Origin of the sequence: Acinetobacter sp. WCHAc010034 (genome assembly GCF_001696615.3) — a bacterium.
GTDB lineage: Bacteria > Pseudomonadota > Gammaproteobacteria > Pseudomonadales > Moraxellaceae > Acinetobacter.
Genome location: NZ_CP032279.1, coordinates 2,877,605 through 2,890,498 on the forward strand (window position 1 = coordinate 2,877,605; position 12,894 = coordinate 2,890,498).

Annotated in this window: 11 protein-coding genes and 1 tRNA gene; 5 read left to right on the forward strand and 7 right to left on the reverse strand. The window is 53.2% G+C overall.

The window, feature by feature from the left end; all coding sequences use genetic code 11:
- Positions 1-184 precede the first annotated feature (184 nt).
- Complete coding sequence (locus BEN74_RS15440) at positions 185-1,318, forward strand: catalase family protein (protein ID WP_068911876.1); 1,134 nt, start codon at positions 185-187, stop codon at positions 1,316-1,318.
- 79 nt (positions 1,319-1,397) lie between these two features.
- On the opposite strand, the gene BEN74_RS15445 is transcribed toward BEN74_RS15440, so the two are convergent.
- Positions 1,398-1,473 (reverse strand) — tRNA-Arg (locus BEN74_RS15445).
- 88 nt (positions 1,474-1,561) lie between these two features.
- Complete coding sequence (locus tag BEN74_RS15450) at positions 1,562-2,914, reverse strand: amino acid permease (RefSeq protein WP_068911879.1); 1,353 nt, start codon at positions 2,912-2,914, stop codon at positions 1,562-1,564.
- A gap of 319 nt (positions 2,915-3,233) precedes the next feature.
- Between BEN74_RS15450 and prpF the strand changes: the two genes are divergently transcribed.
- The 3 genes from prpF (at position 3,234) to BEN74_RS15465 (ending at position 6,638) form a co-directional block, all read left to right on the forward strand.
- A complete protein-coding gene (gene prpF, locus BEN74_RS15455) occupies positions 3,234-4,424 on the forward strand; it encodes a 2-methylaconitate cis-trans isomerase PrpF (protein ID WP_068911881.1) in 1,191 nt (396 codons plus the stop codon).
- Positions 4,425-4,625: 201 nt separating this feature from the next.
- On the forward strand, positions 4,626-5,564 hold the full coding sequence (locus BEN74_RS15460; RefSeq protein ID WP_068911884.1) for a sensor domain-containing diguanylate cyclase: 939 nt from the start codon (positions 4,626-4,628) through the stop codon (positions 5,562-5,564).
- 165 nt (positions 5,565-5,729) lie between these two features.
- Positions 5,730-6,638 (forward strand): polyprenyl synthetase family protein, encoded by a 909-nt coding sequence (locus BEN74_RS15465; RefSeq protein WP_068912022.1) that lies wholly within the window; start codon positions 5,730-5,732, stop codon positions 6,636-6,638.
- Between the two features lie 72 nt (positions 6,639-6,710).
- Here the strand turns inward: BEN74_RS15465 and putP are convergent, their stop codons facing one another.
- The 5 genes from putP to BEN74_RS15490 form a co-directional block, all read right to left on the reverse strand.
- Positions 6,711-8,201 carry a sodium/proline symporter PutP gene (gene putP / locus BEN74_RS15470; RefSeq protein WP_068912024.1) on the reverse strand — a complete coding sequence of 497 codons (1,491 nt, stop codon included), beginning with the start codon at positions 8,199-8,201 and terminating at the stop codon, positions 6,711-6,713.
- 216 nt (positions 8,202-8,417) lie between these two features.
- On the reverse strand, positions 8,418-9,272 hold the full coding sequence (locus BEN74_RS15475) for an SPFH domain-containing protein (RefSeq protein ID WP_068911886.1): 855 nt from the start codon (positions 9,270-9,272) through the stop codon (positions 8,418-8,420).
- Between the two features lie 4 nt (positions 9,273-9,276).
- Positions 9,277-9,756, reverse strand: a complete 480-nt coding sequence (locus BEN74_RS15480) for an NfeD family protein (RefSeq protein WP_068911889.1) — start codon at positions 9,754-9,756, stop codon at positions 9,277-9,279.
- 99 nt (positions 9,757-9,855) lie between these two features.
- Positions 9,856-10,773 carry a patatin-like phospholipase family protein gene (locus tag BEN74_RS15485; protein WP_068911891.1) on the reverse strand — a complete coding sequence of 306 codons (918 nt, stop codon included), beginning with the start codon at positions 10,771-10,773 and terminating at the stop codon, positions 9,856-9,858.
- Positions 10,774-10,839: 66 nt separating this feature from the next.
- Positions 10,840-11,466 carry a 1-acyl-sn-glycerol-3-phosphate acyltransferase gene (locus BEN74_RS15490; protein ID WP_068912027.1) on the reverse strand — a complete coding sequence of 209 codons (627 nt, stop codon included), beginning with the start codon at positions 11,464-11,466 and terminating at the stop codon, positions 10,840-10,842.
- 146 nt (positions 11,467-11,612) lie between these two features.
- Here BEN74_RS15490 and BEN74_RS15495 point away from each other — a divergent pair, with 146 nt between their 5' ends.
- Positions 11,613-12,893, forward strand: coding sequence for an MFS transporter (locus tag BEN74_RS15495; RefSeq protein ID WP_068911894.1), 1,281 nt, complete (start codon positions 11,613-11,615; stop codon positions 12,891-12,893).
- The last annotated feature ends 1 nt before the right edge of the window (position 12,894 follow it).

Here is a 12,894-nt window from a genome sequence, read left to right on the forward strand (position 1 = left end):
GGGATAGGCTGGCTCAAATATAAAAATACAGCCAGACTTATTTGCCGGAAATGAGCAGGAGAAATTGATCATTTATTTATCAGTAAGATGCTAATAATAGAAGCTTTCTGCGCAGGAATCTTCTAAATGACTGTAAAAAATTAATGTGATTCTGCTGCTGCATTTCGCAGCAAGGAGAAAGTCAATGCCAGACCTTAAGCTACCGATGCGCTTTAGCCTGATCTCCGCTCTCGCATCGATGTTCATGGCAATCAGCGGATGCGCTGCTCCATATTCTAAAAATACGGCTTTTAATGCAGCTTCCTACCCCGGCATTGACCCTGTTCTGGGCGAAAGCCTTTATCCTGATGAAGCGGCTATAGCCGAGGAAATTGCAGATGCTATTGAGCAGTCTATCCGCAAGCAATACGCTTCGGGAAATGCCCTCCGTGATGCGCATCCGAAAGCTCATGGCTGTGTGCGGGCAGAGTTCCATGTGCTGCCCACACTTCCCGATAAGCTTGCGAAGGGGGTGTTCATTCCCGGAAAAACATATCAGGCATGGATCCGCTTTTCAAATGCTTCCCCTGACGCAGCGAAGGCGGATATAAAAAGGGATGCGCGGGGAATGGCAATAAAACTGTTGGCTGTGCCGGGGGAGAAAATCATAGGTGGCGAAGCTGCCACACAGGACTTTATTATGATCAATCACCCGGTATTCTTTGCGAATGAGCCTGGCCGCTACAGGTCATTGATTCAGGATACAAACAGCGGCAGCTTTTTTAAAAAGCTTCATATTCCTTTTGCGCTGGGCGCCAAAGGAACAATGATCGCTTTAAGCCTGAATACTCGAATTTCAAATCCTTTGCAGGCGCGATACTGGTCTATGGTGCCTTATCAGCTGGGGCTGGGGGCTGACCGTCAAGCGGTAAAATACTCTGCTAGAGCGTGCTCAGCAGAAAGAGACCCTATGCCGGACCATCCTGGCCATAATTTTCTGCGGGATGCATTGAAAAATAGCCTGAAGAAGAAAGATGCGTGCATGGAATTTCTTGTGCAGCCGAGAACATCCAATACGCTGCTGGTTGAAGATTCCATGACCGAATGGAAAGAGGCGGATGCGCCCTTTTATCCGGTAGCGTCTATCCGGATTCCTGAACAGGTTTTTGACACGCCGGAGCAGAATAAGTTTTGTGAGAATCTTTCTTTTACCCCATGGCATTCTTTGCCTGAACATAAGCCGCTTGGCGCTGTTAACCGGCTGCGCAAAGTGATTTATGAGCAGGTCAGCCGGGTCAGGCATGAAATGAATGCAGCCAAGCGGCAAGAGCCTTGGTAGGCTTATTTAGATGTAATTTTATTCAATACATTGATTTTATTAAACTAAAAAGATTAATGGTTAAATATAAGCCATAAAATGGTGCGCCCTGCGGGACTCGAACCCACGCCGGCCGCTTAGGAGGCGGCTGCTCTATCCAGTTAAGCTAAGGGCGCAAAACGCAGTTAATTTACCTTAATTTTATTCAAAAAAAAAGTTATTGCCGAAACAATAACTTTTTAAATAACAGTACGGTGATGGCGGCTACTTTGACGGCTTAAGCACTTTAAACAGCCCAAGCATCAGCACAATCCATACCGGAATGATCAAAACTGACTCTTTAAAGCCTTGCGTCCACATGATATAAAGCACCACGGCAATGAAAGCCAGCACCAAATAATTGCTGAACGGCGACCAAAGCGCAGGAAACTTAGCAGTTTCAGCAGCTTTCTTAATGGACTGCCTGAACTTCAAATGGGTTAGGCTGATCATGGCCCAGTTCAGCACCAGCGCGCCGACAACCACGTACATCAGATGGCCTAGGGCGTCTTCAGGCACAAAGTAGTTCAGCAGCACGCAGCCGAAAATCAGCAGCGCAGAGAACAGCACCGCAGGAATAGGCACGCCCTGCTTGTTGACCTGCATGAACACTTTCGGCGCATTGCCTTGCTGCGCCAAGCCGTACAGCATGCGGCTGTTGGCATACATGCCGCTGTTATACACAGACAGCGCCGCGGTTAAAATAATGAAGTTCAGCAGATGCGCTGCCCAGCCAATGCCCAGCTGGCTGAAAATCATCACAAATGGGCTTTTATCCAGGCCGCCAAGCTCTAACTGATTCCAAGGCACCAAAGATAAAAGAATGGTCAGCGAGCCGATATAGAAAATTAAAATACGGAAAACCACTTGGTTGATGGCTTTCGGAATGGTTTTTTCCGGATCTTCCGCTTCAGCTGCCGCCATGCCGATCAGCTCAATGCCGCCGAATGCGAACATCAGGAAGGCCAGCATGTAGAACAGGCCTTCGAAGCCGTTCGGGAAGAAGCCGCCGTGGCTCCACAGGTTGCTGAACGATGCGGTTGAGTCGGCGCCGGCCGTCAGCAGCAGGTACAGGCCAAACAGAATCATCGAAATCACCGCAGTGACTTTAATGATGGACAGCCAGAATTCAGATTCGCCGTAAAACTTCACATTGCCCAGATTGACCAGGGTAATGATTACGAAGAAGCACAGCACAGATGCCCAAGCGGGAATATGAGGCCACCAGTAATTGATGTATTTGGCAACAGCTGTCAGTTCAGTCATGGCGACTAAAATATACAGTATCCAGTAGTTCCAGCCCGCCAGAAAGCCGGGGAATTTGCCCCAGTGCTTGTAGGCAAAATGGCTGAAAGACCCGGCAACGGGTTCATGCACGATCATTTCGCCCAGCTGGCGCATAATCAAAAACGCAATCAGGCCGCCAATTGCATAACCCAGAATAATAGAGGGGCCTGCAGATTGGATGACCTGTGCGGAGCCTAAGAATAAGCCTGTACCAATTGCACCGCCCATAGCGATGAGTTGAATATGACGGTTCTTTAAGCCACGCTGAAGTGTAGAGGATTCGTTGTTCAAATTACTCAGCCCGACAAGGATTAAGTTTCAGATTGTAATAGATTGAAAAGTATTAGCCTAGTAGATGGCCAGTCACAAACGCGGGGCTGTCCGGGTATACCGGCTATTTTTTGAATTTATTATGATTTTTATCAAATAAATAATTTTACTCAGCAGGATGAAAGTTTAGATGAAAGGGCGCCGCTGGCTGTTTGAGCGCCTGTTTTTTATACTTAAGTCCTGCATCTGAGGTTTTTGCAGCAAAAAAAGCTATGATGTTGCACGATCAGCGTTATGCTGATAGTGCGCAATACAATGATAAATATGAAGGATTCAAAATATGCCGTTTGCACCACAAATCAGAATTCCAGCAGCCTACATGCGCGGCGGCACCAGCAAAGGTGTATTTTTCAAATTGAGCGATTTGCCGGAAGCGGCGCAGCAGGCGGGGCCAGTCCGTGACCGGCTGCTGCTGCGGGTGATCGGCAGTCCGGACCCTTACGGCAAGCAGATTGACGGCATGGGCGGCGCGACCTCAAGCACCAGCAAAACCGTGATTCTGGCGCAAAGCCAGCAGCCGGATCACGATGTGGATTACCTGTTCGGTCAGGTGTCAATTGACAGCGCTTTTGTGGACTGGAGCGGCAACTGCGGCAATTTAACCGCTGCGGTCGGCGCCTTTGCAATCGCAAACGGCCTGGTCAATCCGGAGAAAGTCCCGGAAAACGGCATCTGCACCGTGCGCATTTGGCAGGCCAATATTCAGAAAACCATTATTGCGCATGTGCCGATGACTGATGGCCTGGTGCAGGAAACCGGCGCTTTTGAGCTGGACGGCGTGACCTTTCCGGCGGCAGAAGTGCAGATTGAGTTTTTGGACCCGGCCGATGACGGGGAAGACGGCGGCGCGATGTTCCCGACAGGCAATCTGGTGGATGCGTTCAGCGTGCCGGGCGTCGGCGAATTTCAGGCGACATTCATCAATGCCGGCATTCCGACAATTTTCCTGAATGCCGAAGATATTGGCTATCAGGGCACAGAGCTGCAGGACGCGGTGAACGGCGATGCGGAAGCCTTGGCGCGCTTTGAAAAAATCCGCGCTTACGGCGCCAAGCAGATGGGGCTGATTCAGGACATCGCAGAGGCGGAAATGCGCCAGCATACCCCTAAAATCGCTTTTGTTTCCAAGCCGAAAGCCTACGTTTCCTCCAGCGGCAAGCAGATTGATGCGCAGGACACAGACCTGCTGGTGCGCGCGCTGTCCATGGGCAAGCTGCATCACGCCATGATGGGTACAGCCGCGGTGGCGATCGGCACAGCGGCCGCCATTCCGGGCACGCTGGTGAATTTGGCTGCCGGCGGCGGGCAGCGGGAGGCGGTGCGTTTCGGCCATCCTTCAGGCACGCTGCGCGTCGGCGCGCAGGCGGTGCTGGAAAATGGCCAGTGGGCCGTCAAAAAAGCGGTCATGAGCCGCAGCGCCCGGGTATTGATGGAAGGCTGGGTGCGCATCCCGGAAGATGCGCTGTACTGATCCCAGTAAAATGAACCAAGGCCCCTGACTTCAGGGGCTTTTTTATTGCCATATGAAATAAAGGAATAAGCAAATATATTTAAACTATATAGTTTTATAATATATGCAAGTCATAAAACATTAGAAGTGTTCTGTGATAATACATCCTGAACTTTTGCTAGCATTCCGCAAAGCTACGTCTTTAAAAAAGTGAATGGAACTGTGATTAATAATATTGATTTTGCAGAGCATTATGATGCACAGGAAGTGTTGGACAATTTGCCTCTGGCCACGGCGCTGATTTCTCCGGAAGGCACCGTGCTGTTCGCTAACCCCTTATACGCCTCCTGCTTTGATTTGACGGTTGCTGATATTCTGATGAAGAACATCCGCGGGTTTTCGGAAAGCATTTACCAGCGCTTCATGCATGAGCTGGAGCAGTTCCAGATCCGCGGGGTGATTCAGCCGTTTGAGTTTGAGTGGAATCAGCGCTATTTCTGGGTCGGCTTCAAGCCGAATCTGGATGAAAGTTCACAGCTTAAAAATGTGCTGGTTTGCTGCTCCGACATCACTCATGTCAAGCAGGCGGAGTCTTCGCTGAAGCAGCGCAATGCGGAATTAAAGCAGCTGAGCGAGCGCGACCATTTAACCGGGCTGCTGAACCGGCGCATGTTTGACCTGCATCTGGCGCAGCATCAGGATGCGGCGCATGCGGGCCGGTTGGAAGCATTCAGCATTATTATGCTGGACTTTGATGACTTCAAGCAGATCAATGACAGCTATGGCCACAGTTTCGGCGATGAGGTCCTGCAGGCGGGCGCAGCGGCGCTGCAGCGCGTGATTTCCGGCATGGAGGATGCCCGCGTGTACCGGATTGGCGGCGAGGAATTTGCGGCGCTGCTGCCCGGGCAAATCCTGCAGCAGGCATGCGGGCTTGCGCAGGCCTGCTGTGAAGCCGTCGCTGGCCTGTCTTCAGGCTATCAGATTCGGGGCTTGGCGCTGAGCATTTCCTGCGGGGCTGCCGGCAGCCGGCCGGGCTGTCCGCTGCTGAGCGCGCTGCAGCATGCCGACCATGCCCTGTACGCAGCCAAGCAGCGCCGGAAAAACAGCACTTTTTACTATATGAATGATGAAATCCGCCTGTTTAAGGGCCAGGCCTGAATCCTGCGAACAGATATAGGGCAAGATTTGGCTTTGCGCATGGAGAAAGCGGAGCAAAAGCAGTATGATCAGTAGGCCAATAAAAATCTGTAAATGGCCGATTCTGCACATGCGGTGCAATTGAAACAACAGTTTTACCAGCTTAACCAAGTATTCGAGGTGAACGTGTCATCTTTAACTGACGTGCCGGCACATGCACTGACTGAGGCGCAGCAGCGCATTCAGCAGGACTTATTAACTGCTTTAGACGCATTTGCGATTCCGGAACCTTTGAAAGGCGCGGTATATCATGCAGTTATGCTTGGCGGCAAGCGCGTGCGCCCCGCGCTTTGCTATGCAGCCGGCGCGCTGCAGCACAACCCGAATTACGCCGCGGTGCGCCGCGCTGCAGTCGCGGTGGAGTTCATACACTGCTATTCGCTGGCGCATGATGATTTGCCCTGCATGGACAATGACCTGCTGCGCCGCGGCCAGCCGACCTGCCATGCGGCATTCGGTGAAGATACGGCATTGCTGGCCGGCGACATTCTGCAGTCGATGGCTTTTGAAGTGCTGGGCAGCCGCCTGTTTGATCAGGGGCCGGCCGTTGAAGCGCCGATTGTGCTGAAGCAGATGCAGATTTTAGCCACGGCTGCCTCAAAAATGGTGAATGGCCAGATTCTGGATCTGCAGGCGGAAGGCCGGCAGATCAGCCAGGACGCTTTGGAAAATATTCACCGCAATAAAACCGGCGCACTGATCAGCGCCGGCATTATGATGGCCGCGGTGACGCTGTTCAACGGCACCGATGCGGCAATTCCCAAGTTGCGCGAATATGGCCAGGCGGTCGGGCTGGCGTTTCAGGTGCAGGATGACATTCTGGATATTATTTCGGATACCGAAGTGCTGGGCAAAACCGCAGGCAAAGACCAGCAGGTGGAAAAATCGACTTATCCGGCCTTAATGGGCCTGCAGCCGGCCAAAGCCTATGCGCAAGAGCTGCATAATCAGGCGATGGATGCGCTGGCGTATTTTGGCGCGCAGGCCGAAGAGCTGACCCAGATTACGCAGTTTCTGCTGTCGCGCAAAAGCTAAGCCGGCGCCTAAAGCATAAAGCTGACGCAGTAAAAAGGAGGGCTTAATGCCCTCCTTTTTACTGCGTGTGAATTATTTGCTTTCGCGGTAGATTTGGTCCGCCTCTTCAAAGCGGTCGGTGACTGCTTTGCCCGGCGCTTTGTCCATCAGGCTGACCAGAATGATGGCGATGAATGAGCAGATGAAGCCCGGAATGATTTCATAGATGCCGGTATCGGCCCAGAGGTTTTTCCAGAGGATGACCATGATGGCGCCTACGATCATGCCGGCCAGCGCGCCGTTTAGCGTCATGCGCTTCCAGAACAGCGACAGGATGATCAGCGGGCCGAAGGCTGCGCCGAAACCGGCCCATGCATACGACACTAAGCCCAGCACTTTGGATTCAGGATTGCCCGCCATCCAAATGGCCAGCAGGGCAATCATCAGCACCATCAGGCGGCCGACCCAGACCAGTTCCCTTTGCGTGGCGTTTTTGCGCAGGAATGACTTATAGAAGTCTTCGGTTAAGGTGCTGGAGCAGACCAGAAGCTGGCAGCTTAAGGTGCTCATCACCGCCGCCAGAATCGCCGCCAGGACAACGCCGGCAATCCATGGATTGAACAGGATTTTAGTCAGTTCCATAAACACCGTTTCAGGGTTGGCGTTTACCGCGCCGGCCAGCTCCGGATGCTGCTGGAAGTAGGCGATGCCGAAAAAGCCGGCCGCCACTGCGCCGCCAAGGCACAGGGTCATCCAGGTCATGCCGATGCGGCGCGCGTTTGGAATGGACTTGACTGAATCGGCCGCCATGAAGCGCACCAGAATATGCGGCTGTCCAAAATAGCCTAAGCCCCATGCCATCAGCGACAGGATCGCAACCCATTCCAGATTGCCGAAGATGTCCATAGCCTGCGGGCGGGCCGCTTCAAGCGCCAGAGTCACTTGCGTCATGTCGGCAAAAGACAGCAGCGCGACCACAGGGGTCAGCAGCAGGGCGAAAATCATCAGGCCGGCCTGAATGGTGTCAGTCCAGCTGACCGCAAGGAAGCCGCCAATGAAGACATAGCTGATGGTGGCGATAGCGCTGATCCAAAGCGCCGTGCTGTAGGACATGCCGAACATGCTTTCGAACAGGCGCGCGCCGGCCACCATGCCGGATGCGCAGTAAATCGCAAAGAACACCAGGATCACTACGGCTGAAACCACCCGTAGGATTTTCTTCTGGTCATTAAAGCGGTTGGAGAAATAATCCGGCAGGGTCAGGGCATTGTGCTGCACTTCGGTGTGCACGCGCAGGCGGCCCGCGACCAGGCGCCAGTTCAGCCATGCGCCAATGATCAGGCCGATGGCAATCCAGATTTCAGAAAGGCCCGAAAGGTAGATTGCGCCCGGCAGGCCCATCAGCAGCCAGCCGCTCATGTCGGATGCGCCGGCGGAAAGCGCGGTGACAAAACTGCCTAAGCGGCGGCCTCCTAAAATGTAATCAGAGAAGTTTGCTGTCGAGCGGTAGGCAATCAAGCCAATCACGATCATGGCAGCGATATAAAAGAGGAAGGTGATTAAGGTTGGATTCAGGGAGCTCATACAATATCCATTTTGCAGTTGGACAGCAGATCGAAATATGAATTGACAGCGGATGAAGCGCCGGTGGAAGGAGATGAGGCTGCCGTCAATTTCAAAAATTTCAGAAATAAACGCGGAGTTTAACCATAATTTAACAGTTTTTGCTGGCTTTTTATCATCATGAACAAAAAATAGGCAGCTGATGCGCTGCCTGTTTTGCTGCAAAATGCGGCTTTTTTAGCTGTTCCGGCCCATGACGCCGCGGATGGTATTCATGATGTCTGCAGGCAGAACCACGGTTTTGGCGTTGCTGGATTTGGACATATCCTGCATGGCTTTGACATATTGCTCGCCCAGCAGGTAAGCCACCGGAATTTCCTTGTCGCCGACTGCAGAGGTCACCATTTCAATGGCTTTCTGCGAAGCTTCAGCCAAAACCACCTGCGCTTCGGCATCGCGGCGCGAGGCTTCCAACCGGCCGTCGGCTTCCAGAATCGCCGCCTGCTTTTCGCCGTCGGCTTTGGTGACGGTTGCGCGGCGCTGGCGCTCGGCCGCAGCCTGCTCCTCCATGGCGGCCTGCATGGTATGCGACGGCTTGATGTCCTGAATTTCAACGGTTTTCAGGGTAATTCCCCAGTCTGAAATGTCATCAGAAATGCTGGCTTTGAGTTTGGCTTTAATATGGTCGCGCGATGACAGCGCATCGTCCAGATCCATTTCGCCGACAATTGAGCGCAGGGAGGTCTGCACCAGGTTCTGAATAGCCCATGCGTAATTTTCAATGCCGTAGACCGCTTTTTCCGGCGTGGTCAGGTTGATGTAGGCCACCGCATTCATCAGCAGCACGGCATTGTCGCGGCTGATCACTTCCTGCGAAGGAATGTCCAGCACTATGTCTTTTGTGGTGATTTTATAGGCCACTTCATCGACATAAGGAATGACGAAATTCAGGCCGGGATTCAGTGTGGTGTGGTATTTGCCCAGGCGCTGCACAATCCATTTATAGCCCTGAGGGACTATGCGGACGCCTTTAAAAATGGTTACGGCAACAAAGGCCAGCAGGGCAAATGCAATAATCGTAGCTGCGCTCATTTATTTACTCACTTTTTTCGTTGTCAGTTTGCTTGTGCAGCTGCACAACCAGGTCATTGCCCAAAATATCCACAACGCGGACACGGTCGCCCACCTGAACGGGGGATAAGGCGCGGCAGTTCCATTCGTCGGCGCCTAAAACCGGCATTGGAAAGCGCACTTTAATCTGCTCATGATCCAGATTGATTTGAATCACCATGCCGACTTGGCCAATGGTGGCTTCGCGCGACATTCCCGCTTTGGTTTTATCGGTGGACAGGGGCTTAATGAATTTGAACCAGGCCAGGGTGCATAAAATGGACAGAATCATCCATGTCACCAGCTGGGTGGTGGTGCCCATCATTGGAAACAGGAAATACAGAATGCCGACCATAATGGCGCCAATGCCAAACCAAAGGGCCGCAAATGCAGGCAGCAGCAATTCAGACAGGATCAGCAAAACGCCTAAAACAAACCAGTGCCAAGGTTCTAAAACAAATTCCATACATCTACTCGTGTATTGCTGTAATTGATATAGAGGGACAAGCATCTATATCAATGTAGCAGATGAATAAGTTTTTGAATATTTAAAAAACCGCTCAAATTAAAATTTAGCGGCCGGGGCTGGCTTCAAGGCGGCCGGCGAGGCTCTGAAATCCGCAACGGCTTTCTGAATGGCGCGGACTTTCAGCTGAGCGGCTTTTTCGCCTTCCAGAATGGCGGCATTGCTGGACTTCAAGTCTAAAGTGCCGATATGGCCGACCTTGGGCTGAATCACGATATTGGCCCGGCCCAGCTCTTCATTGATGCTCTGCTGCCCCATGATGTTCAGGGTCTGATCCAGCACGCCAAACATATTCAGGGCCTTGCTGCCGTCCGGCCGCGCGGAAATATCAATGGCGATGACGATGTCTGCGCCCATGTCCTTGGCGGTTTTAACCGGGATCGGGCTGACCAGCCCGCCGTCGACATATTTCAGCCCGCCAATGGTCGCCGGAACGAAGACATTCGGAATGCTGCAGGAAGCGCGCACCGCCTGTCCGGCATTGCCTTTAATAAAGTCGGCTTTGCTGCCATTGTCTAAGCGCGTTGCCACCGCGGCGAAGCGGATCGGGAACTGCTCGATGGCTTTGCCGCCGACATTTTTATTCACATAGTCCTGCAGCTTCTGCCCCAGAATGACCCCTTGGCGGTTCAGCGTCAGGTCACGGATATCGGATTCCTGAAAGCTGAGCGCAACCTGCTGCAGCTGATACGGGCTTTTGCCGCTGGCGTACAGGCTGCCGACAAAACTGCCGGCGCTGGTGCCGGTCACAATTTTCGGCTTGATGCCGTGCGATTCTAAAACTTTTAAAACGCCGATATGCGCAAAGCCTTTGGCGCCGCCGCCGCCCAGCGCCACGGCAATAACCGGCTCGCGGGCCTTAATCGGCGCGGTTTTTGCCGGGGTCTTGACGGCCTTATCGCAGCCGGCCAGGCTGAGGGCTAACATGCCGATTAAAGAGTAATGCAGTAATTTCATAAAATGTAAAACAGGATAAGATCTGTACAGAATGGCGCATATCTCAGCAAAAAAACGCCATTTTGGCTAGCGGTTTTTCCATCGCTTTTGTAACGGCTTGGCCAGCCAGTCCGGATTTTTAGGCGAAAAATGGCCTTCATAGCGCTGCAGAATCTGTTCTAAATCCTGCGCATAGTTGCCTGTCGGCTCAAATACGCCTAAGCAGTGAATGGTTTTCTTGGCATAGTCAAAGGAGAACATCACAATCGGGATCTGCGCTTCATAGGCAATATAGTAGAAGCCGCTTTTAATCTGCGCAGCCTGCTTGCGGGTGCCTTCCGGCGCCATGCCGACCCAGATTTTGTCTTTGGCATGAATGATTTCGGCAATCTGCCGGGTCAGGCCCTGCTGGCTGCTGCGGTTGACCGGAATCACGCCAATCCACTGCAGCAGCGGCTTTAAGGGGGTATTGAATAAGGTGTGCTTGCCGAAAATAGTGATTTGAATGCCCAGACCCAGCAAGGCGGTAAAGCCGTGCCATGCATCAATATTTGAGGTGTGCGGCGAAATAATCGCCACCGCTTTGGGCAGGTTGGGAAATTCGCCTTCAAAGCTCCAGCCCTGCGCCAGAAAAATGCGCTTGAACAGCTGCTTGCTCAGTGCGGAACCGCGCGCAGGGACGCGGTCCGGCAATACTGGAAAATACTGTGTCATTGTTTTTATCGTATTTGCGGGTTCATTTAATTTATCATAAGCCGGTGCGCTGGGCGCCGCATTGGCAGGATTGAGCAGTTTCAGCCGCCGGCGCTGCTCATTTGCATCATTATCAGCCCGCAAGACTTACCGGCAAGGGACGCTTCATGCTTCAGATGCGCAATATTTATGTGCTGCTGTTTTCGCTGTATTGGGCGCAGGGCCTGCCCGTCGGCTTTATGACTCACGCCTTGCCGGTGATTTTAAGGGCGCAGGGCGTATCTTTGGCGCATATTGGCGGCTTTGGCCTGCTGATGCTGCCGTGGTCGCTAAAAATCCTCTGGGCGCCGTGGGTTGACCGGCTGGGAATCAGGCATACGGGGCATTACCGCTCGTGGATTATTCCTACGCAGCTGCTGATGGTGCTGGTGCTGATTGGCTTGTCTTTCCTGCCGATTCAGGCCCTGAATCAGCCGGCCTATCTGCTGCTGTTTTTTGCGGCGCTGCTGGGCATGAACTTCATTGGCGCAACGCAGGATATCGCCACCGATGGCCTGGCGGTGAATATCCTGCAAGGCGGGCAGCAGCACTGGGGCAATACCTTTCAGGTGATCGGCTCGCGCCTGGGCTTTATTGCCGGCGGCGGCGCGGTGCTGTGGGCGCTGGACTGGCTGCAGTGGCAGCCCACTTTCCTGCTGCTGGCGGGGCTGGTCCTGCTGAATACATTGCCGGTTTTATTTTATAGAGAGCCGGCCCATCAGAATAAAAGATCCGCAAATGCAGGCCATGCCAAGGCCGGAAAAATCAGCTGGGCAGCGGTGCGCCAGTATCTGGCTTATTTTTTTCAGACGCCGGAACTGCGCCTTTGGCTGCAGGTGCTGCTGACCTTTAAAATTGCAGACGGCTTATCCGGCCCTGTGCTGAAGCCGTTGATGGTGGATTCAGGGCTGAGCTTTTCGCAGATTGGCATTTATGTGACCATGCTGGGCGCCTGCGCAGCGTTAATCGGCGCCGGCATCGCGGGCATCTGCCTGAAATGGCTGCCGCGCTTTCAGGCGCTGCTGGCCTTTTCGGTTTTGAAAATAGCCAGTTTAGCGGTCTATGCATGGCTGGCTTGGCGGTACGAGGCGGGGCAAGCTATCCAGCCGCGGCTGCTTTACGCGGTAAACGCGGCTGAAGACATGCTGTCCGCCATGCTGCTGGTGGTGATGCTGACGGTCATTATGCAGTACAGCCGCAAGCATATGGCCGGCACGGATTTCACCTTTCAGGTGGCGCTTATGGCGGCGGTCAGCGGCGGACTGTACAGCATCAGCGGCATCGCGGCGGACTGGCTGGGATACGGCAGCTATTTAAGCGGCATTGCATTGCTGGCGGCGCTTTGCCTGATTCCGGTTTGCCGCTGGGGCGCTAACAATGCGGGCAGGAACTCAGCGCCGGATGCGTGAA

Excerpts from the sequence above, each read along its gene's own strand:
- BEN74_RS15440 (WP_068911876.1), top strand. The coding sequence starts at position 185 with ATGCCAGACCTTAAGCTACCGATGCGCTTTAGCCTGATCTCCGCTCTC.
- prpF (WP_068911881.1), top strand. The coding sequence starts at position 3,234 with ATGCCGTTTGCACCACAAATCAGAATTCCAGCAGCCTACATGCGCGGC.
- putP (WP_068912024.1), bottom strand. The coding sequence starts at position 8,201 with ATGAGCTCCCTGAATCCAACCTTAATCACCTTCCTCTTTTATATCGCT.
- BEN74_RS15475 (WP_068911886.1), bottom strand. The coding sequence starts at position 9,272 with ATGAGCGCAGCTACGATTATTGCATTTGCCCTGCTGGCCTTTGTTGCC.
- BEN74_RS15480 (WP_068911889.1), bottom strand. The coding sequence starts at position 9,756 with ATGGAATTTGTTTTAGAACCTTGGCACTGGTTTGTTTTAGGCGTTTTG.
- BEN74_RS15485 (WP_068911891.1), bottom strand. The coding sequence starts at position 10,773 with ATGAAATTACTGCATTACTCTTTAATCGGCATGTTAGCCCTCAGCCTG.
- BEN74_RS15490 (WP_068912027.1), bottom strand. The coding sequence starts at position 11,466 with ATGACACAGTATTTTCCAGTATTGCCGGACCGCGTCCCTGCGCGCGGT.
- BEN74_RS15495 (WP_068911894.1), top strand. The coding sequence starts at position 11,613 with ATGCTTCAGATGCGCAATATTTATGTGCTGCTGTTTTCGCTGTATTGG.